Genomic DNA, 19,905 nt, shown 5'->3' with positions numbered 1-19,905 from the left:
ACTCCTATGTAAAGGAATACGCTGCCTGCCATCCTGAAAAAGGTTGCAAAACAAGGTTAATATGTTGTGTTTTTTTAAGTCATTGGAAAAAAGATTTTTATCACAGGTGGTGAAACTCCTATCAGCAGTCGGCACATGGCCGCTGCAAATCTTTATTAATCCCATAAAGTAAAAGTATAAGGCTGCAGACTCACTTGAGCAGTATGTTGCAACTGCAGGACACAAAAAGCAGTCCTTATAACTGTTTGATATTACCTTTCTGTGATATGAATAATACTGTTTGCTTCAAAATTAGATTTTTAAGTTTGTGCACCGGCCTGAACAGGAAGCGGGCTCTGCCGGAGGACAACCTGCCAGCGATAGGGCCTGTGCTTATACGATAGTATAGAGGGGGCCGTCATGGCGGCTCCTTTTGTATTACTATCGGTAAGCCGGATGGCTTAAAAAAACTCATTTCTGTTCCCGTTACTTTACCACACCTTTTTGATAAGGCACACCGCTTATCAAAACAGCCCTTATCCTGCGCAGCAGTTTACGGGCAATACGGATAATGGCCTGGTTGCCTTTCATTCTTTTGGTTAATGCCTGATAACAATCCATTAAAGCCGGATCTATCCTTATGGCCTGCCAGGCAGCTTCTATCAGCAGGCTGCGCAATTGTTTGTGGCGCCGGGTGGTAATACCGGTATCTTTTTCCTTATCGCCGCTGCTGTCCGTATCAGGACAGAAACCTATTAAATCATTCAATGCGTCAAATCCTTTGAACCGGTTGATATCGCCCACTTCCAGCAAAAACCACAGGGCTGTTGTAGGGCCTACTCCCGGAACACTCAACAGCAGGCTGGTATTTTGCTGGTACCGGCTTTTTTTCAGTTCCCGCAATTTACCTTCCGTTTTTAACAGCAACTGGCGCAGCAACCTGATTTGTTCCAACATCAGCACTAAAGTGCTTTTCAGCCGTTCGTCTTTTTGAGCTTCCTGTTCCACCCATTCCAGAAAATTATGGCTCCAGTTGGTCTTTTCATATTTAGCCGGCAGTTGGATGCCCTGGTATTTCAATATGCTTTTCAACCGGTTCCTGCTCCTGTTTAGATCCCCTACCAGTTTCTTGCGGAATCTTATCAGGTTGCGGTCTTTTTGAATATCCTCCCCCGGTACATGGATGGCCTTAAGCTCACCGGCTGCATGGTTGCGGGCCAGCTTTAAGGCATCCACCTTATCGGTCTTCCTTTTCTTCTCCTTATCACTGGTGGATACATCGGCAGCATGAACCACGATGCACTCCATTCCTGCGGACTGCAGTGAACGCTGAAGGGTGAAACCCCAGGCCGAACTTTCATACACACACTTAAATGTGGCCCCCGGATAGTGGCTATTCAGGTGTTTAATAAGGTCTTCACTGTTGCTGCCCATACGGTGATTACCCAGGCAAATCCCATTTAATAATTTGGCAACCTGGTAATCTTTTTGATGTACATCTATTCCTACATAGATGATTTTGCCGCTGAAATCAATCAGGCTTCTACCTTTGTCCAAGGTTTCGGTTGTGGCTGAAGTTTGCTGTTTCATATTTGTTTTTTTTAGCAAAATTCTTCTTTGCAGCCTAATTTTAGGACTGCCGCTGCACCGAAACCTTTTACATATAGACTCACTTGTACGTACGGTATTTCTATTCGCCATGGTGCAGCAGGTTTAAATGTATTCATTTCAGTCTATAAACGCCAACTAACTCCCATTTGAAAAAATTGCTTATGTGTTCCAGAGAAACATATTGTGGGTAGCTTAAAAACATAAGGCATACCACGTTCCGGAGGAACGTTTTGTGCTTTATCTCTCGTTTACCAATTTTCTCAAATTTCATTTTCAACTTTTGTGCGTTTAGTTTTCATTTTCAATTCGTATCAAATGGCAGGCACCTATACTCAATTGCATATTCAATTTGTATTTGCGGTAAAATACCTACCGCACTCCTTCAGCAATGGAAAGAAGAAACCCACAAATATATAACTGGCATTATTCAGGAAATAGGCACAAAGTCTTACAGATTAACAGCTTGCCTGATCATATACACATCTTAGTCGGGCTAAGTTCTGCTCAACCAGTTTCCGCATCAGTGAAAAATGTAAAGGCGGAAAGCACAAAGCGTTCCCCTGGAACGCAAATTCTCTTGTCTTAATTTTTCTACCCACAAAGTGTTCTGCTGGAACACGTGAGCGTTTAATTTGTACTGCAACCATTAAGGATAAGGTTGGGATTCAATTACACCCTACGCCCAATAACGCAGATGATGTTCACTTTAATTCAGACGGCTTTGTATATTGTCATAAAATCCGTAAGATGAGCAAGGGGTATGCGTTTTATTCCATTCTTCTGGTGTTAGTGCTTCAAGCCAACACTTCATACTCACAATCAACCCCAGCCCCGTTTCCCGATTTGCCGGAAATTCACTTCAAAGGCAGAAGCACCCGTCTTAATGAAAGAACGAAAGTGGCTTTGGATAGTGCGGCTAAAATTGCAGCCCAATATCCCGAGTATAATATTTCTGTCTGCTCAGCCTCGTCAGGATGCGGTCAATCAGATGGCGCTATTTCATGGGACAGGGTTCTTGCAGTTATTAAATACCTGGTTAAAAAAGGAGTAAGCGAAGAACGGTTTGTTTTCAGCTACAATGGTTCAGGTAGTCCCTTAGTTGTTATACTAAGATTCACAACTGAAACAGGGCCACCTGTTGCACCTGTTCCAAGACCCGTCAAAACAAAAACTTCAATAGTGAGAAACGCTACTTTATGAACGAAAGCTACTGACAAAAATGAGAAAATCCCTCTTCAAATGAAAGATTTGTATCACCCAAAGCTATCATCTCATTCTTTAAATCTTCCGACACAAAAAGATAGCCACCGTAAGCCCACATTTTTTTTCCTGAAGAATCTACTCCGGCAATCAAAGATGGACTGATCGAATTCTTAATTTTCAATTCAACATAATTTTTGTTTTCAGTTTTCAAACTGTAGTCATGTATTCTTACAGGCCAATAAATTAGCTGATCCGGGTACTGGCTAAATAGTTCAGCGTACATCTTATCAATTAAAGTATAAGGTGAGTTAGTCAATACAGGAGCATACCAGCCATCCTGAATGATGCGGAAAGAATTTTCAGATGTCCTCCACAGAAGCAAACTTGTGAATTCTCTATTTGTTACATGCCAGATATTCATTTCTTTGGGAATTATTGCCATAAAAACTATTCACCTATAACGGCATCAACCTTACCAGCTCCGTTATCCTCGCCAGGTGGTGATCATCGTGTTCTGCTGTAAATAAAAATAAATCCATGGTACGCATAGGCGTTTGCAGGCGGGGGTGCAAAGCGTAAGAAAAGATTTGCGCCTCATTAAGGGGCTCTATCATTCGCATGGTCTGCATCCTGATTTCCCTGAAGTTTTTCAGCAACATTTCAATGGGCGTTGCATTATGATTAGCCTCTGTTGTTTTCCTGTTTTGCAGGTCAGTGGGCCGCATGTCTTTCCTGCCGGCAAGAATATCTTCCAGCCTCCCCTGCCAAAGCGGCTCCAGGTCTGTAAGGTGGCCGATGTTTTCTTTAATGGTCCACGTATTGTCTACCATTACCGTCAATATAGCCGGAGCAATGGAAGATAGCTTCTCCTCCAGCCGGGCGGGCGTACCTGAAAGCCGCTCTATGATAGAGGGGAAAATATTTTGATTTGAAGTAAAGTCAAACTTGCGGTTAAACCATTTTTCCTGTGGCATAACTAATTAGTTAACGTTTTTTATAATCATCAAGTATTTCATCAATCGTATACCTGGCCATTGCCGCCAGTATGGGGTTGGTATCGCGGTAATACGGCAAAGCTACCAATGCTACAGACAAAGCCCAGCCCCTGCCCCTTGCCCAGGCGGCATCATCCGCGTTAACAGCTTTACGGAACACTTTCCTGGCCCTGGCAGGCAGCAGGTTCCAGGCTATCATCAGGTCGCAGGCGGGGTCTCCAACGCCCAAGCAGCCAAAATCAATTACCGTTGTTATTTTACCTTTAGCGGCTAACAGGTTACCGGATTGTATGTCTCCATGAACCCATACCGGTTTACCCGGGTGGGGTGGTGCATCCAATGCAGACTGCCATACCGCGGTAGCTGCATCGCTATCCACTGAACCCTGCAGGGCGATGATTGCGTGCCTTGTTTGCTCATCCCTTTCAGCCAGCGGAATACCCCTGTGAGAATTATGCGAGCCAGCCAAAGGCCCATCTGAAGCATCTATTGCCTGCAGGGCATTCAAAAGACCAGCCAATGTTTCCGCGGCCTGCAATTTGTTGTTAATTCGATTTATAACTGCTGTTTTACCGGGCATCCACGGGTGTACAGCCCAGTACCAAGGATAGCCTTCTGCGGGTATGCCCATAGCCAGAGGAACGGGCATTGTCAATGGCAGTTGCGGCGCCAGCAGGGGTAACCATTTGCATTCTTTTTGTACCTGGTCTTTAGCCCAGCTAATACGTGGTAATCTTATGGCCATGTGCCTGCCCAGCCGGTATATGCTGTTGTCTGTGCCGGAAGACTCTACCTTAACCAAAGGCAGGCGGCGCCATGAAGGAAACTGGCTGGCTATTAACCTTCTTACAAGCGGTTCATCAATAAACACTTCATCCGGGTGCATGCCCATCATCTTAATTTAAAATTGGTGTTGATGATTTAAAAATAGTCATTAAACGTGCAATACTTGCTTTATAACATGAGTGGCTTAGCTACCCTGTATGCTGACTGCACTACAGCCTGAAGATGCACAATGGATCAAACCGATGAAAGGATTGCGACGCAACGAAGATGCCATGAAAAACCCTGGCTGGTATCCAAAAAATGATGCGGGCCCAAATGCTTATTTGCGCACCTGCTTATTTAATCTTCGCCGCTGTTTTTTACCGGCTGCCCACAGGCAGCATACATACCCAAAATTTTTACCGACTGTTTACCGCCACTTACCTACCGTTTTACCCGTTACCGCCTATATGCACTGGTGCAGGCGCAACAGGCGGCTTAGTTTTGAGTTATCAAACAAATGATAAAAATGACTTGCATGACACCTCATAACAGAAGAAACCCACGCAACAATGGTTTTCTTACAGGCATATTCTTTATTGCCGGCGGTATTTTGCTGCTGGCCTACAAAATGGGCGCCGATATACCCTCATGGATTTTTTCCTGGCCCATGATATTGATATGTATCGGCTTAATAATGGGTATACAGTCACGCTTTAAAAATGGCGGCGCTTACATCATGATACTCATAGGCAGCCTTTTTTTAATTGACAAACTGATACCGGAAGTAAACATGGGCAACTACATAGCGCCTATTGCCATCATTGGCGTAGGTATCATGTTCCTGCTGAAACGCAGGCACCACGATAAAGAGGTGTTTGCGGAAAAATGGCAAAGAAACATGGAAACAACCAGCAATGCCGCCTATGAAATAAACTCAACTGATGCGGAATTTATTGAATCAACCAACATATTTGGCGGCGCTAAAAAAGTAATTATGTCAAAGAATTTTAAAGGTGGCGAAATTACCTGCTTTATGGGCGGCGCTGAAATTGATTTGAGCAAGGCCGACATACAGGGCCGCACGGTTATGAACCTGACCAATATATTCGGTGGCACTAAACTAAATGTGCCCAGCAACTGGGACGTAAAGAGTGAAATATCAGCAGTCTTTGGCGGCGTGGAAGACAAGAGGCCTATTCAATACCTGAATACAGACCCCGCAAAGATTCTTATACTTAACGGCACATGCATTTTCGGGGGGATAGAGATAAATAGCTATTAAGGCTTTGAGCGGATAGCTGCGGGCAGCGATGAATGAAACCAACAACAAACCAAATGCATTTTTATGGGCCCGGCCTTTACTATACTATTGAGCTTTACTTGCGTCGCACTCTTGTACGGTTTGTTCCCTGCGCGGCAAAGCAACAGCAACCCGGCCATACACAATCAAACATCCATTCAAAAAATATTTAAAACCGCTGACTATGACACTTGTAATGCAACCATCAGTTCACCGTCCTTCCTTCAGGTATTACGCGGTTACCCTGGAAGATATGCTGATGAGTGACGATGAAAAACACGTAAGGGCCGTTTTTGACAAACTTATGAACGCCTGGAACAATGCCGACGCTACCGCTTTCGCTTCTTGCTTTACTGAAGACAGCGACTATATTACTTACAGCGGCCAGCACATAGAAGGCCGGGAAGCTACACGTAAAGTGCATGAAAAATTCTTTAAGAGTTTTTTGAAAGATACGGTGCTTAGCGGCGACATACAGAAAGTGAAGTTTGTTAGCACCGATGTGGCCGTTGTACACAGCGTGGCAGGCGTATCATCCCGCTGGAGGCCGGCATTCCTGAAAAACAAAATCAACACCACAGTATTAGTAAGGCAACAAGGCGAATGGAAGATAAGCGACTTTCAAAATTCAAAGATTGAGAAGAAGGGTATAACAGAAAGGCTGAAAAAGATATTCTGGTAGCCGCGGTATGTAAACTGCTTACAATAATCAATCAACTGACTTATAAAAATATTTTACTCATGACATGGTACCTCGCCAAACTCGTTTACAGGATTGTTTGTGGAGATGGCTCTCACACCCCGCAATTTGATGAACAACTGCGCCTGGTAAAAGCAGATGATGAGTTACATGCCTTTCAAAAGGCACGCAGCCTGGGCGAAAGAGAGCAGGATAATTTTTTAAACGCATACCATAAACCGGTGCACTGGAAATTTATTGATGTGCCCGAAATTTACAAGCTTGACGAACTGATTGACGGCGCTGAAATGTACAGCCGCATAAGGGAAGAAGAAGATGCCGATATTTATATACGCATTACACAGTTGAAAGCGGCACACCTGCTGGAAAACAGCGCCCACCAATGCATAAAACTAAACTGATTGCAATTTGAACAATGCTGTAACTACACCGTCTCACAAAAGGCTTAAGCTAATTAACACTATCTGGTGTTCCATAGCATGCATTATACATGCCATTGCGCTTACAGGTTTTAACCTTAGCAATGCTGAGATAATAGCAGACAGCCTTATAAGTTATTGCCTGCTGGCTGCCAGCGGTATGCTGATATTTAATAACATGCGGTATTACCTACCGCGGCGGGAAAAATACTGGTACGTACTTATTATCAGCATTGCGCTAAGCGGCGTTTGGCTGGCTGTATCGAGATTAATACTTAAACTTCTTTTTCATACAGATGACAATTACATGCTGGTGCTAAGCAAATCTTTGCCCATCCGGTTCGGGATATCTTTTTTAATGGTTAGCTGTATGAGCATGATAAGCCTTTTATGGCATACACAGGAGGAACAGGCTATGATGGAAGCAAGAAAAACAGAAGCGGAAAAATTAACCAAAGAAGCGGAACTGTTTAAACTGCGGCAGCAGCTACAGCCGCATTTTTTGTTCAACAGCTTAAACTCAATAAGCGCCCTTACAGGCACCCAGCCTGAGAAAGCCCGGCATATGATACAACAGCTCAGCGATTTTCTGCGTGGCACTTTACGAAAAGATGAACAGCAATGGAGCACACTGGAAGAAGAGATACAATATCTGCAGTTATACCTTGATATTGAAAAAGTACGCTTTGGCTACCGCCTGCAAACAGAGATTCGCTACGAAGAAGATACACTGCATTTAAAACTGCCATCGCTGTTGCTGCAGCCGGTTGTGGAAAATGCCATTAAGTTTGGCCTGTACGATACAGTTGGTGAAGTGGTTATTTCCATTAACGCGGTAAAGGAAGATGGCTATTTAAGGGTAACAGTAAAAAACCCTTACGATGCGGAAACGGCCACCCCATTGCAAGGCACAGGCTTCGGCTTAAAGAGCATACAGCGCAGGCTGTTCCTGCTGTTTATGCGCCACGATTTATTAAAAACAGCGAGAGAAGACAACCAGTTCATTACCACAATTTTAATTCCACAAACTATATGAAGGCGATACTGATTGATGATGAGCCGCTGGCAAGAATGATGGTTAAAGAATACCTGCAAAGCTACACAGACATAGAAGTGGTGCAGGAATGCAACGATGGTTTTGAAGGCGTAAAAGCCATTCAGCAACACCAGCCCGACCTTATCTTCCTGGACATACAAATGCCCAAGATAAACGGCTTTGAAATGCTGGAGCTGATTGAAACCCCGCCGCAGGTAATATTTACCACAGCCTTTGAAGAATACGCCATAAAGGCGTTTGAAACACATGCTGTTGATTACCTGCTGAAGCCCTTTAGCAAAGAGCGGTTTGACAAAGCCATGCAAAAGCTTTTACAGCAACAAAAGCCAACAACCGAAAAAACGGAAGCTTTCCTGGAAACGGCGTCTCAATCGCCGGCACAGAGCAACCGGGTAGTTTTAAAAGATGGCGGCAAAATAAAAATCATTCCCGTACCAACTATACAATACCTGGAAGCCGCGGATGACTATGTGAAAATATTTACGGCGGAAGGTTCTTTTCTTAAAAAGAAAACCATGGGCTTCTTTGAGCAGAGCCTTCCTGCCCAACAGTTCATCCGTGTTCACCGCTCATACATTGTGAACACTCAACTCATCACCCGTATAGACCCTTACGAAAAAGACAGCCACCTGGTATTGCTAAGCACGGGGGCAAGGCTGCCGGTAAGTAAAGCAGGGTATGTAAAAATGAAAGAGGTGTTGGGGATATAGGCTGCAGGAAAAAGCATTTCTTACATCCCCATTTCATCCAGCAGCAAAGAAATATTGCTCAATCCCATTTTCAAGGCATCAGCAGTTGGCCAGCCGTAGCCAATACGCATGTAAGTATCCGGCATATTAAACCAATGGCCCGGGCCAACCATGGTACCATACTTATGTAACAGCAATTGGTAAAACCGTTGCATATTAACCGTACCGGCTGTTTTAATTTTCGGAAAGCAGACGACTCCCCCGCCCGGCTTTACCCATTGCAGCCGGGCCTCTTGCTCTATCCATGCTTCCAGGATGTCAAACTTTTCTTTAACGCTTTGCTGAATAACAGGAAAGTATTGCTGCCTGTTCACCATAAACTGGTAGGCCACTTCTTCATCCAGCACGGAGTTAGTGATAAAAATTTGCTCTTTAGCAGCAAGAAATATTTCCATAAGGTGCTCATTCCCGGTAACCAGCCAGCCCAGGCGCAACCCGGGCAACCCATAAGCTTTTGATACAGACGATACGCTGATAACATGGCTGCTGAAAGATGCTGCCAACGGGTACCGTTCCTTAAAATTCAGGTCGCGGTAAGTTTCATCTACCAGCAGATAAATATTGTATCGTTCCGCTATATCAATCAGCTTTTCAAGCTCTTCCTTTGCCAACAAAACTCCAGTAGGGTTGTGCGGATGCGTTATGCTGATATACTTTGTGGCTGGCTGTATAGCTTTTTCCACGGCCTCTATATCTATGCTCCAGTCTTCTTCAAAACGTAAATCGATATAACTGATGCCGCAGCCAATGGCCTTAGGTGTTTCTATATTGGTAGCGTAGTTGGGCCGCACAACTATAATGTGACTGTCCTTTTCCAGCAGGCTTGTGGCAATAATAAACAATGCAGCGGCTGCTCCGGCGGTTAGCAATACATTTTCTTTATGCAGGTTGGCATATTCCTGTACAAGCAGTTCACGCAGTTCCGGTTTTCCTTTGTGATCAGTATAGCAAAGCGTAAGCTCACTTAGCTGAAGCTGTATATCTTTCAGTACAAAATCACTTACAGAGCTTTCTGCCAGGTTGTACCGGATGTTGCCATACCCGAGTTCTTCCGGCGACTCCTTCTCTATAGGCATCCGCTGATAACGCATAATTGGTTGATTTGTTCAATGTTTAAAGTTAAGGCAGTAAAACACAAAGCATTGGGTCACAAGTAACGCAACAGGCGATGCCATGGAATACTACAGCCCGTAACCGAATTAAAACATTGTTTAACAGTATATTTTTTAAAACTAACACACGTTTGCATACTTGTTTCCCCTAAATTTGCCGCGCATCTATACGATTGCGGCCTTGCCGGCCAATTGCAAACAAACAGCCTCTGGACAAACAACACAATGATGAAACAAGCCTGGTGGAAGATATTAGCCTTTGTACTGCTTATGTACACCTGCACTTACGGTTTCCTGGTACAGGTGCCCAAACTTGACGACCGTATGCAGGAATCTATCCGCAACCTCTTTTTTCATGTGCCCATGTGGTTTGGTATGACGATACTGATGACCGTATCTGTCATCTACTCCATAAAATACCTTAACAAACACAATGCTACCCACGATATTTATGCAAGCTCTTACGCGGCTATCGGCTCGTTGTTTGCCTTGCTGGGCCTGCTTACCGGCGCCATTTGGGCCAATTACCAGTGGGGTAAGCCCTGGAGCGGCGACCCCAAACAAAACGGCGCCGCTATTGCTTTGCTTATTTACTTTGCGTACTTTGTATTACGCGGCGCTGTGCAGGACGAAGAAAAACGGGCACGCATCGGCGCGGTTTACAACATTTTTGCCTACTGCCTGCTTTTTCCAACCTTGTTCATACTACCACGTTTAACCGAATCTTTGCACCCTGGCGGACAGGGCAGCGAAGGCAACCCCGGCCTTAATGGCAGCGACCTTGACCCACGCATGCGCCTGGTTTTTTGGCCGGCCGTTATTGGGTGGACGTTACTGGGCGTTTGGATTGCTACCCTTAGAATAAGGCTGCGTTTATTAACCGAAAAGCGATTAGCGAATGCGTAATTATAAATATTTTTTTCTTTCACTTGTTATGAGCATGCTGTATGTGTTAACATACGCACAGTCCCCCACCGAATCAACTGACTTTATGAGAAGCAACGGTAAAATTTACGTTGTAGTGGCAGTGGTTGTTACCATTGTTGCGGGCATATTTATTTACCTGGTTAGCCTTGACAAAAAAATTAAAAAACTGGAGCAGGAAGACAAAAAAAAGTAAACCCAGTTGCCGGTTACCGGTTATAAGTTGCTGGTTGCTGTTGTAGTGTTACAGTTTTATAACCTGGCCAACAGTAAAATAGGTAAAAAATTTTTATGGGCCCGGCAGGAGGTTGCACTATTGAGCGTCCCTTGCGTCGCACTCTTGTACTGATTGTCCGCTATTCACCATTGCGGCTGCCGTATGATTGTTGCGTTCAGCCATGTTGTTGTTGATAAAAACTCAAAACCACTCTCCGGGCGGAGATGGGCTGGGGTGAGGCGCTTCAGTATAATCATTGGAATCATCATATTAAATTCATAGTTATGTCAGAACAGACTTACAGTTTCTTCGAAAGCGTGACCAAAAGCTTTGACAAAGCGGCCAAATTTACCACCTGGGAACAGGGATTGCTTGAACAGATAAAAGAATGTAATGCCGTTTACCAGATGAAATTTCCCATACGCCGGGATGACGGCTCCATCGAAGTAATGGAAGCCTACCGTGTGCAGCACTCACACCACAAAACTCCGTGCAAAGGCGGCATACGTTTTAGCGATGAAGTAAACCAGGACGAAGTAATGGCCCTGGCCGCGTTAATGACGTACAAATGCGCCATTGTAAATGTGCCTTTCGGCGGCGGCAAAGGCGGCATTAAAATTAACCCCCGCAAATACTCAGCTTTTGAACTGCAGAAAATAACCCGCCGTTATACGGCCGAACTCATCCGCAAAAACTTTATCGGGCCGGGCACCGATGTACCGGCCCCCGATTATGGTACCGGGGAAAGAGAAATGGCGTGGATACTGGACACCTATGTATCCATGCACCCCGGCGAAGTGGATGCAATGGGCTGCGTTACCGGTAAGCCGGTATCGCAGGGCGGCGTACGTGGCCGCAAGGAAGCAACAGGCCTGGGTGTGTTTTACGGCGTACGGGAAGTATGCAACATGCCGCACCTGATGGAAAAACTGGGACTTACTACCGGCGTAGTTAGTAAACGCGTAGTAGTACAGGGGCTGGGCAATGTGGGCTACCATACCGCCAAATTCTTTAGGGAGCATGGCGCAAAAGTGGTGGCCATAGCCGAATATGAAGGCGCTATTTTTAAAGAAGACGGTCTTAATGAAGAAGAGGTATTCCAGCACAGGAAAGCCACAGGCTCCATACTTAATTTTCCAGGTGCTGTTAACCTTGCCAAAAGCGGCGATGCGCTGGAACTGGAATGCGATATACTGATACCCGCGGCTTTGGAAAATGTGATTAATGGCAGCAATGCGGCCAATGTAAAAGCCAAAATAATAGGTGAAGCGGCCAACGGCCCGTTAACACCCGAAGCGGATGAAATACTGGTAGCCAAAGGCGTACTGGTTATTCCGGACATGTACCTGAACGCCGGTGGTGTTACCGTATCATATTTTGAATGGCTGAAGAACCTGAGCCATGTACGTTACGGCCGCATGGAAAAACGCTTTACAGAAAACCTGAACAGGCATATACTCGGCCAGATGGAAGAGCTTACCGGCAAACAGGTAAACGCCGTGGAGAGAAAATTTATAGAGCATGGCCCTGATGAAGTTGACCTTGTGTACAGCGGCCTGGAAGAAACCATGGTAGAAGCTACCCGGGAAATAGTGAATGCCTGGAGAAGCAACCCCGCCATTCCTGATATGCGTACCGCGGCTTATGTGGTAGCTATTAACAAGGTAGGTACTTCTTATGCTGAACTGGGGATATTTCCTTAATAGAAAAATGATAATGATAAAAACGGGCCGGTATTATTGTACCGGCTTTTTTTGTGCTGCGTTTCTTAATTATCGCCAGTATCAGCAGGTTGATTCCGAAGTTTCTAAACTCGTGCTAACATCCTTAACTAAACGAAATTTGTTGCCTTATCTTTATTTCATTGAAGCCGTAAACAGTTTAAACATGACCCGGAAGATATTCCTAATCTGTGCCGTTGTTCTTTTATCATCTATAACTGCATCGCTGCCGGTTGCAGCCCAGGAAACTACAGATAGCTGCACCTTAATAACAACAGAAATATTCTTGGCAAAAAACAGCATACGGTTATCAAACAAAGCCAAAGCGAGGCTAGACATTGTCAGCAAAATAATACACCGCTACCCCCTGACAAAAATACTTGTTAAGGGGCAGGGAAATTCCAGTGAAGGGGCACAACAAATAAGTTGGGATAAAGCCGCCGTTGTTATTAAGTACCTATGGGCAAAGGGCGTGAAAAAGAAGAACATCGTATTTAATTACGGGCAAAATGGTAACCCGGATATAGTAAGCATTACTTGCATCGCTGAAGATGGGCCCGAATGGGTTCCGGCGCCCCACCCTTGTTATAGCCTTCAGTTACCCAGGGCAAAACGCTGTGTTGGTGCTGATGGAGAAATGCTGCACTAACAAAAAATATTATTCAACCCCTTTAGGGTTGGATTGCAATTACAAATACCAACCCCGGATTTCATCCGGGGCTATTTACATTTTAGCCCTTCGGGCTATCAAAAAATCTATCATATCTTATGTGCGATGTGTTGCATTACATTACACTAAATACATACATCTCACAGCAGTTACCTAATACCCGCTTAAATGCCGCCATAAAAAACAAAAAGTACAAGAGTGCGACGCAAGAGGCGATGCCATGAAAGACCTAAGCCGGGCTCATAAAAATGCTTTGTATTATTCTATTCAATGGAGAAGGGGCTGCCTTAAAACTTGTTTTAAGAACAGCCCCGGATAATCCCTGCTATCACCGGTTTTCGTGTTAGATATATAAATAAAGGGTACGATGCAAACATAAGGCAACGGTCAAATAACGGGCTGCAGACTGCATTGTGCAATCAAATAGGTTTAAGCTCCAGGATGACATTACAAATGTGAGATAGTGCAGCGGGTTTGCGTGTAGCCACACATGACAAGTTGCTGTAAAAAAAATATGACAGGCCGCAACCGGTACAGTTGCCAAGACAGGTACCCTAAATAACGTTGTACGCAGTGGCAAGCTTACTAACGTCTAACAAAGATTGGGCATTCAGCTTTTCAAAAAGCCGTGTTTTATATGTGGCTACCGTGCTTACCTGTACACCAAGCTCGGCGCTTATTTCCTTCATCTGCTTACCTTCCAGCAACATCAGCATTATCTCAAACTCGCGGTGAGACAGGTGTTCAAAAGGGTTAAGCGGCTCCTTGGTTAAAGATTCTTCGGCCAGCCTGCGGGTAAGGGTTGGGCTTAGGTAAATTTTGCCAGCCAGCACATCGTTAAAGGCGGTGATGATTTCTTCAATACGGCTTTGCTTGTTTAAAAAACCCGACGCCCCCATACTGATAAGCCGCTTGCCATAAATGGTTTCCGGCAGCATGGTAAAATACAGCACTTTTAACTGCGGCTGGTGCGATTTTATTACATTAAGCAGCGGCACACTGTTGCCATCTGTAAGAAATACATCCAGTATCAATAAGTCTGCCGGGTGCATACGCACCATAACCAGCAATTCCTGCAGGTTATCAACTTCTTTAATGCTGCTGATGCTGAAATTGTTTTGCAGGGTAAGCTTTAAACCATTGCGTACGATAACATGATCTTCTGCAATCAAAATATTCAGATTCTTCATTGAACTTTCTTTTATAATACTGCTGTAGCTGCCAGGCCGTAAGGCAGGGTTACATTAAAAACGGAACCTTTGCCGGCAACGCTTTCTGCCCATATTTTACCGCCATGCAGCAGCACCAGCTTCCTGCAAATGGAAAGGCCCAGCCCACTGCCGCGGTTAAACCTTGCCGATGTAATTGAAGCTTGCCTGCCTACCTGTGTATATTCCTCAAATATTGTATCCAGCAAACCGTCAGGTATGCCTTCACCGGTGTCTTTTACCCTAAGGGTTAGTTGTGGTTGTTTAGCTTCTGTGTTGTTGAAGGATACGTGTACCTCAACCCAGCCTTTGTGAGTAAATTTAATGGCATTGCTAACCAGGTTATACAAAATCTGCATCAGGCAGCGCTCATCGCCAATTACGCTAACCTGTTCATCAAAGGCTGTTACCACTTTTAAAGCTATGCCTTTGGCATTTGCCGCAACATGGTAAGCCTGTTCTATATGGTCAGTAACATTTTTAAGCCTGAAAGGCTCTTTATGCAATATGGCTTTTCCTTCCTCCAGCTTGCTGAAATCAAGAATACTGTCTACCATGCCCAGCATGTGGCCGGCAGACTGGGTAACAGCATCCGTAAAAGCAGCCTGGTTATCGTCAGCCGGCTGCTGCTTCATTTGTTCAGCATAGGCCAGCATTACCATTAATGGCGAGCGTATTTCGTGGGTTACCGTACTCAGCACCCGTGTTTTAAGCAATGCCAGGCCATCAGATTTTTCACGGGCTTCCACCAACTGCCGCTGGTATTTGCCCAGCTTCAGCAACACAAGCGTTAACAGAAAAGCAAACAACAAAATGCAGGCGGCAGAGCCCCATACAAGATAATCTTTTTGCCGCTGCAACTTGCCCAGCTTTTGTTGCGCCGCCGCTTTTACCTGCTGCTCAACCAGTTTATAGTCTTCCAGCAAAATTGAAATACCCTGGTTGATATTGCCGATAAGCGAAAGGTTTAGCTGGGCCAGTTCCCGTTCTTTGGCAGCTACATCGTTACGCAGTTTGCGCTGCCGGTTAAGTATCTGTTGATAGTACTCGTGAATTTTATCGGCCTGCTGGCCATGGCCGGCGGCGGCAACGTTTTTTTCATTTTCAGTAGCGCCGGCGCCGGTGGCTTTGCGGTAAGACTGCTGCACTTTATCCTGCGGCCTTTTTTTCCCGGAAAAAATACTGCCGATACGGTCGAAAATATTTCGTTTCTTTTTCTCTCTAACTATTACCACGGTATCTACCAACAGGCCGGGATAAGCAGGCAGGCTTAACATATCATCTCCGTTAAGCAGGCCATTTGCAATGGGTGTATAATCCTCAGCATTCAGCGATGCCTGGCGCAGCAAACTGTCAGACATGGTTTTTAACAGCAGCAAAGATTTGGATACAGAAAGTTTCTTACCAATCTCGGTTTTAATGTCTGCTATGTACGCGTTATCAAAATACTGCACCTGCTTAAGAATGTTAACCGTATTGGTTACATGCGCTATAAAGGCATGCCGGGCCACCGTATCCCCCGCGTATAAAAAATAGCGGTACTGGTTATCAGCCAGTGTTACTTCGTCTTTAGCCTGCTGCAGTAAAACAAGGTTAGTATCCTTGCTTTCCAGCCGCAGTATGGTGGTTCTAAAATTGCGGGAAATGCTGTTATTAATACGGTTGAATGCAAATACGGTTACCAGCGCTACGGTACTTAGCATAATGATAAGGGTATGGCTAAACTTTAAACCGGTGCTTTTTTTCATAATGCGCATGAAGGCCGCGGCCAAATTTAAAAAGCCGCGTTAGTTTATCTTGCAGGGAACAGTAATATACAGCGACAAAAATAGATGATTTACTATTTGGTAACCCTGCCGTAGGCCCTCACCTTATGTAGTAATTTTACTACAAATTTTTTCAATAAATCATGGCACTTTTTATTGAGGGTATAATGCAGCGGCTACGCCTTTTCTGAACTTAAAGGAGTAACTTTTATTTTGGGGCTTTCGGCCTTCGTTCATTCTTCTGCTACAGTCCCGGCTTTTCACTGCAACTCCGCCACAACACCATACGCACAGCACCTTCAGCGGGGTTTCCGTTTCAATCCGGCAGCCAGTCAGGCTTTACCGCGTTACCCGGCTTATGGCTTTACGTTCACTCCTGGTGTAGCGCCCCTGACTGGTCAACCGGTTAAGAACGGATTTTTACGATGAACCAAATTTTATTCTGAATCAAGGATACCTGGAAGAATAGAATTTTAATTGGAAAAACCACTCTTACTGCACTAATTTCATCACGTCTTTAATCAACCCCTCTGAAAATCAAATCAGCATTCTATCCCGGCCCCCGGCTTAAGTTTTGTTCAACCACAAACTTCCCGGGTCATGAAGCCGTTGATTGTGTTCATTATTTTTATCTCTTGCCTTGAAACCATTACCGGTCAAAACCCTGGCGGTATTACCGGTTTTGAGCAGTGGCACAGGGCAGGTTCAGGAACGTCCACTACCAACGATGGTACTGGTGTACAAACATGGTCAGGCAATGGCCTGAATGCTCCCGTCTTCACACAGGCATCTTCAGGAGCCCGGCCTGTTTACCGCACAAATCTTATAAATTTTAACCCGGTACTCCGTTTTGCCAGCACTGGTACTGCAGATTATATGACATCTTCCACTGATCTCATAGGCGCCACAAGAACGGCTGGATCTGTTTACCAGGTACTCGTGAATAATTCAACGCTTGCCGTCAGCGCAATTTATAATGATGGTACAACGCTTTGTGCTGCACTCGGGGGCAGGCTGGCTTCCAACCAGTCCAATAATTCAGTAGGGTTTACTTTTGGGGCAGTTGTGGGCGGATCGCTTGCGGCCACGGTGACTAACGGAACTGCATCGCTTACATCGTTTATCGCCAATACAACGGCAACCACTGTAGCAGGAGGAACCGGCAGTAATAAAAAAATTATCCGGCTCAACGGAGTTACCTCTTCCCAAACAACCAATACCTCTGCAATAACATCCTCCGGCTGTACCATCGGTATCAACAACGCAGGCCTGCTTGGATTATTGGGTTACGCAGACGTGGATATTGCTGAAACCATTACCTGGTGGCAGGAACTTACCCTGGCACAGCAAAATAGGGTGGAGAGCTACCTGGCACTCAAATATGGCCTTACACTGGGCAGCGGTACCGCGGTGAATTATGTTTCCAGCAGCGGTACAACCTTTTGGCCCGGCAATGCCGGGTATCAGTACGATGTTTTTGGTATAGGAGCTGATGCCGGCTCCGGATTGTCACAACTGCGTTCCAACAGCATGAACACAGGGTCTGGTGATGGAACGGGACAAAGCGGTTTGGGAAATATTATCCTGGATGCAACGGCCACGGGGCTGAATAATAACAATTTTGAAATGATTGGTCATGACGCAACTGCTGTCACTGCCACCCAGGTAACTGATGCGCCGGCCAATTTAGCCTTTCGGCTAAGCCGGTTGTGGAAGGTTGCGGAGACAGGATCTGTGGGAACCGTAAAATTGTCTTTCGACATTGCTGGGCTTACCACTTTATTTTCAGCGGCTAACCTGCAGATGCTTGTGAGCAGCAGTACAACATTTGCAGCGGCTACAAGGATAAGCCCGGTTTCCGTATCCGGAACCCGGGTAAGCTTTGACGTAGACCTTACCGATGGCAGTTATTTTACTTTCGGCTCATCGATTCTTGCGCCGGGTGGGGTAGCAGCAGGGCTTAACCTGTGGTTGAAAGCTGACAAAGATGTTTCTTTTAGCTCGGGTAATATCTCTTCCAGGGCAAACCAGGGTTTACTTTCCTCAATACCTTCTGTAGTTCCCAACAGTACGACCATAACAAGAGATAATACAGGCTTTAACTATAACCCGGTGATGCGCTGGACTACAGCGACAGCGGACATCTATTTCGGCCCGTCCTCCAACAGCTTTGCCAATAATGCGTTGCCGGTGAGTGCCGGTGCCGGGAGCATATTTGGTACAGGAACAATCAGTGACCAACAAACCGTCATGCCAGCCACGTCAACCACATCTCCGTGCGGCGCCGACCGTTGCTGCTCCGGTTTCCGTCCTTCCTATGCCCAGCTATACGGGTACAATATCTACTACCCTGCATCCGCCTACTTTCCGGCGCAGAATACAACACGTCCAAATATCTATTCCATCCAGGGTACCGCCGGATCAGGTACAGCCTATGCCGCCGCCAATGGCAGCAGGGCAACGGTTGCAGGAACCACTATTTCATCCCTCTCTTCTGGTTTTACTTACCAGGTACGCATCGGCAGTTTTATGGGATACAGCTATGGATTGAACCACAAATTATCTGAATCCATCGCTTACAACAGGCAACTCAGCCTGGCAGAGACCAGGAGAGTGGAGAGTTACCTGGCCATCAAAAATGCTGTTACCCTGGATCCGTCCGGGCTAGACGCAACGGCGGGCTATGTAAGCTCCCAGTCAGTATCCGTCTTTAGCCAGGGGGTAACAGGAACAACTTACTGGAACAATATCATTGGGCTGGCAAGAGACAGTGCCTTTTTGTACGGTTCGGGACTGTATCAGAAGCAGTCAAAATTGCTTAGTGATTCGGTCAGGATCTATACGTCCACCCTGCAAACTACTAATGCTGCCAATACTTCTTCCTACACAGACCAAACCTTCCTGATGTTGGGCAGCAATTCAGGGCCCCTTTGCGGAACAGCAACCACCGAATCCGAACTCCCTGCTGTTCTCTTACCGCCTAATACGCCGGGTAGCCGTATTGACCGGGAATTTAAAATACAAAATACAGGGTTTACGATGGCATTTACCATTGAACTGGTCATGAACTGCAGTGTGGGGGACGATGATAACCTGCGCCTGCTGGTGGACCGCAACAGCGGAGGAAGTTATGATAATGCGGACGGCGATTTCACCAACGCTACCGTGGTTTCGCCGGGTTCAAATGGGTTTGCCGGTTATAGTTACAACAGAACCGGCAGGATACTTACCCTGCAGTTAGACCCTTTGGCCACTGCTTCTCTTTTTGCGCCCAATACAACCCGCCTTTTTACAGTGGCCGCCACTACATTTCCCGTACTGGCAACTGGGGTACCGCTGATAAAGGCAACCTGGTCCGGCAACGCAGTCATAATCACCTGGCAGGCGGCTGGCCTGCGCAGCGGCGCCCAATTTGTAGTGCAACGTTCTGCTGATGGGGCTACCTGGCGGCCTGTTGCTTCACTTCCTGCGTCACCGGTATCCAGCCTGCGTACTTACAGCGCCGC

At 45.8% G+C, this 19,905-nt stretch carries 19 protein-coding genes; 12 read left to right on the top strand and 7 right to left on the bottom strand.

All coding sequences use genetic code 11. From position 1 onward, the window contains the following. Positions 1-465: 465 nt before the first annotated feature. Complete coding sequence (locus F0364_RS01970; protein ID WP_153795953.1) at positions 466-1,569, bottom strand: IS110 family RNA-guided transposase; 1,104 nt, start codon at positions 1,567-1,569, stop codon at positions 466-468. A 409-nt stretch (positions 1,570-1,978) separates the two neighbouring features. Between F0364_RS01970 and F0364_RS29410 the strand changes: the two genes are divergently transcribed. Both F0364_RS29410 and F0364_RS01960 read left to right on the top strand, forming a co-directional pair. After that, entirely contained in the window at positions 1,979-2,176 is a 198-nt protein-coding gene (locus F0364_RS29410; protein ID WP_153796069.1) for a transposase, read from the top strand. Positions 2,177-2,337: 161 nt separating this feature from the next. Then, a complete protein-coding gene (locus tag F0364_RS01960; protein ID WP_153796068.1) occupies positions 2,338-2,790 on the top strand; it encodes an OmpA family protein in 453 nt (150 codons plus the stop codon). A 7-nt stretch (positions 2,791-2,797) separates the two neighbouring features. Here the strand turns inward: F0364_RS01960 and F0364_RS01955 are convergent, their stop codons facing one another. Genes F0364_RS01955 through F0364_RS01945 form a run of 3 tightly spaced genes read right to left on the bottom strand, consistent with a single transcriptional unit; the run spans position 2,798 to position 4,683 of the window. Beyond that, positions 2,798-3,235 (bottom strand): hypothetical protein, encoded by a 438-nt coding sequence (locus F0364_RS01955; RefSeq protein ID WP_153796067.1) that lies wholly within the window; start codon positions 3,233-3,235, stop codon positions 2,798-2,800. A 13-nt stretch (positions 3,236-3,248) separates the two neighbouring features. Continuing rightward, positions 3,249-3,767, bottom strand: coding sequence for a DinB family protein (locus tag F0364_RS01950; protein ID WP_153796066.1), 519 nt, complete (start codon positions 3,765-3,767; stop codon positions 3,249-3,251). A gap of 10 nt (positions 3,768-3,777) precedes the next feature. Next, a complete protein-coding gene (locus tag F0364_RS01945) occupies positions 3,778-4,683 on the bottom strand; it encodes an aminoglycoside phosphotransferase family protein (protein ID WP_207632473.1) in 906 nt (301 codons plus the stop codon). A gap of 408 nt (positions 4,684-5,091) precedes the next feature. On the opposite strand from F0364_RS01945, the gene F0364_RS01940 reads away from it, so the two are divergent. The 5 genes from F0364_RS01940 to F0364_RS01920 all read left to right on the top strand — a co-directional run bounded on the left by F0364_RS01940 (position 5,092) and on the right by F0364_RS01920 (position 8,742). Continuing rightward, complete coding sequence (locus F0364_RS01940; RefSeq protein WP_207632472.1) at positions 5,092-5,838, top strand: LiaF transmembrane domain-containing protein; 747 nt, start codon at positions 5,092-5,094, stop codon at positions 5,836-5,838. 202 nt (positions 5,839-6,040) lie between these two features. Then, complete coding sequence (locus F0364_RS01935; protein ID WP_153796064.1) at positions 6,041-6,538, top strand: SgcJ/EcaC family oxidoreductase; 498 nt, start codon at positions 6,041-6,043, stop codon at positions 6,536-6,538. A 59-nt stretch (positions 6,539-6,597) separates the two neighbouring features. Further along, complete coding sequence (locus F0364_RS01930) at positions 6,598-6,957, top strand: DUF4288 domain-containing protein (protein ID WP_153796063.1); 360 nt, start codon at positions 6,598-6,600, stop codon at positions 6,955-6,957. Between the two features lie 7 nt (positions 6,958-6,964). Beyond that, positions 6,965-8,011: a sensor histidine kinase gene (locus F0364_RS01925; protein WP_235920989.1), complete on the top strand. Its 1,047-nt coding sequence runs from the start codon at positions 6,965-6,967 to the stop codon at positions 8,009-8,011. After that, a complete protein-coding gene (locus tag F0364_RS01920; RefSeq protein ID WP_153796062.1) occupies positions 8,008-8,742 on the top strand; it encodes a LytR/AlgR family response regulator transcription factor in 735 nt (244 codons plus the stop codon). The genes F0364_RS01925 and F0364_RS01920 overlap by 4 nt, the downstream gene beginning before the upstream one ends. Positions 8,743-8,762: 20 nt before the next feature. Here the strand turns inward: F0364_RS01920 and F0364_RS01915 are convergent, their stop codons facing one another. Beyond that, the gene (locus F0364_RS01915; protein ID WP_153796061.1) at positions 8,763-9,872 is read right to left on the bottom strand and encodes an aminotransferase class I/II-fold pyridoxal phosphate-dependent enzyme; all 1,110 of its coding nucleotides are present in this window, start codon (positions 9,870-9,872) and stop codon (positions 8,763-8,765) included. 246 nt (positions 9,873-10,118) lie between these two features. Between F0364_RS01915 and ccsA the strand changes: the two genes are divergently transcribed. From ccsA to F0364_RS01895, 4 genes are all read left to right on the top strand, one after another. After that, the gene (ccsA, locus tag F0364_RS01910) at positions 10,119-10,799 is read left to right on the top strand and encodes a cytochrome c biogenesis protein CcsA (RefSeq protein ID WP_235920988.1); all 681 of its coding nucleotides are present in this window, start codon (positions 10,119-10,121) and stop codon (positions 10,797-10,799) included. Further along, on the top strand, positions 10,792-11,013 hold the full coding sequence (locus F0364_RS01905; protein ID WP_207632471.1) for a CcmD family protein: 222 nt from the start codon (positions 10,792-10,794) through the stop codon (positions 11,011-11,013). Before ccsA ends, F0364_RS01905 begins: the two co-directional genes overlap by 8 nt. 305 nt (positions 11,014-11,318) lie before the next feature. Then, a complete protein-coding gene (locus tag F0364_RS01900) occupies positions 11,319-12,737 on the top strand; it encodes a Glu/Leu/Phe/Val family dehydrogenase (protein ID WP_153796060.1) in 1,419 nt (472 codons plus the stop codon). 184 nt (positions 12,738-12,921) lie between these two features. Further along, on the top strand, positions 12,922-13,404 hold the full coding sequence (locus tag F0364_RS01895) for an OmpA family protein (protein ID WP_207632470.1): 483 nt from the start codon (positions 12,922-12,924) through the stop codon (positions 13,402-13,404). Positions 13,405-13,979: 575 nt separating this feature from the next. Here the strand turns inward: F0364_RS01895 and F0364_RS01890 are convergent. Both F0364_RS01890 and F0364_RS01885 read right to left on the bottom strand, forming a co-directional pair. Continuing rightward, entirely contained in the window at positions 13,980-14,615 is a 636-nt protein-coding gene (locus tag F0364_RS01890) for a response regulator (RefSeq protein WP_153796058.1), read from the bottom strand. Positions 14,616-14,626: 11 nt separating this feature from the next. Further along, positions 14,627-16,390 carry a sensor histidine kinase gene (locus F0364_RS01885; protein WP_153796057.1) on the bottom strand — a complete coding sequence of 588 codons (1,764 nt, stop codon included), beginning with the start codon at positions 16,388-16,390 and terminating at the stop codon, positions 14,627-14,629. Between the two features lie 609 nt (positions 16,391-16,999). On the opposite strand from F0364_RS01885, the gene F0364_RS01880 reads away from it, so the two are divergent. Then, positions 17,000-19,905: DUF8202 domain-containing protein (locus F0364_RS01880; RefSeq protein WP_153796056.1), on the top strand; the 2,906-nt coding region annotated here is incomplete at its 3' end.

It is taken from the genome of Foetidibacter luteolus, from assembly GCF_009650435.1.
Classification (GTDB): Bacteria; Bacteroidota; Bacteroidia; order Chitinophagales; family Chitinophagaceae; genus Foetidibacter; species Foetidibacter luteolus.
Note: the sequence above shows the minus strand (reverse complement) of the source record. Positions and strands in the feature narration are given on the sequence as shown.

What these genes read in the sequence shown, in the direction of transcription:
- F0364_RS01970 (WP_153795953.1), bottom strand. Translation starts at nt 1,569, where the DNA reads ATGAAACAGCAAACTTCAGCCACAACCGAAACCTTGGACAAAGGTAGA.
- F0364_RS29410 (WP_153796069.1), top strand. Translation starts at nt 1,979, where the DNA reads ATGGAAAGAAGAAACCCACAAATATATAACTGGCATTATTCAGGAAAT.
- F0364_RS01960 (WP_153796068.1), top strand. Translation starts at nt 2,338, where the DNA reads ATGAGCAAGGGGTATGCGTTTTATTCCATTCTTCTGGTGTTAGTGCTT.
- F0364_RS01955 (WP_153796067.1), bottom strand. Translation starts at nt 3,235, where the DNA reads ATGGCAATAATTCCCAAAGAAATGAATATCTGGCATGTAACAAATAGA.
- F0364_RS01950 (WP_153796066.1), bottom strand. Translation starts at nt 3,767, where the DNA reads ATGCCACAGGAAAAATGGTTTAACCGCAAGTTTGACTTTACTTCAAAT.
- F0364_RS01945 (WP_207632473.1), bottom strand. Translation starts at nt 4,683, where the DNA reads ATGATGGGCATGCACCCGGATGAAGTGTTTATTGATGAACCGCTTGTA.
- F0364_RS01940 (WP_207632472.1), top strand. Translation starts at nt 5,092, where the DNA reads ATGACACCTCATAACAGAAGAAACCCACGCAACAATGGTTTTCTTACA.
- F0364_RS01935 (WP_153796064.1), top strand. Translation starts at nt 6,041, where the DNA reads ATGACACTTGTAATGCAACCATCAGTTCACCGTCCTTCCTTCAGGTAT.
- F0364_RS01930 (WP_153796063.1), top strand. Translation starts at nt 6,598, where the DNA reads ATGACATGGTACCTCGCCAAACTCGTTTACAGGATTGTTTGTGGAGAT.
- F0364_RS01920 (WP_153796062.1), top strand. Translation starts at nt 8,008, where the DNA reads ATGAAGGCGATACTGATTGATGATGAGCCGCTGGCAAGAATGATGGTT.
- F0364_RS01915 (WP_153796061.1), bottom strand. Translation starts at nt 9,872, where the DNA reads ATGCGTTATCAGCGGATGCCTATAGAGAAGGAGTCGCCGGAAGAACTC.
- ccsA (WP_235920988.1), top strand. Translation starts at nt 10,119, where the DNA reads ATGATGAAACAAGCCTGGTGGAAGATATTAGCCTTTGTACTGCTTATG.
- F0364_RS01905 (WP_207632471.1), top strand. Translation starts at nt 10,792, where the DNA reads ATGCGTAATTATAAATATTTTTTTCTTTCACTTGTTATGAGCATGCTG.
- F0364_RS01900 (WP_153796060.1), top strand. Translation starts at nt 11,319, where the DNA reads ATGTCAGAACAGACTTACAGTTTCTTCGAAAGCGTGACCAAAAGCTTT.
- F0364_RS01895 (WP_207632470.1), top strand. Translation starts at nt 12,922, where the DNA reads ATGACCCGGAAGATATTCCTAATCTGTGCCGTTGTTCTTTTATCATCT.
- F0364_RS01890 (WP_153796058.1), bottom strand. Translation starts at nt 14,615, where the DNA reads ATGAAGAATCTGAATATTTTGATTGCAGAAGATCATGTTATCGTACGC.
- F0364_RS01885 (WP_153796057.1), bottom strand. Translation starts at nt 16,390, where the DNA reads ATGCGCATTATGAAAAAAAGCACCGGTTTAAAGTTTAGCCATACCCTT.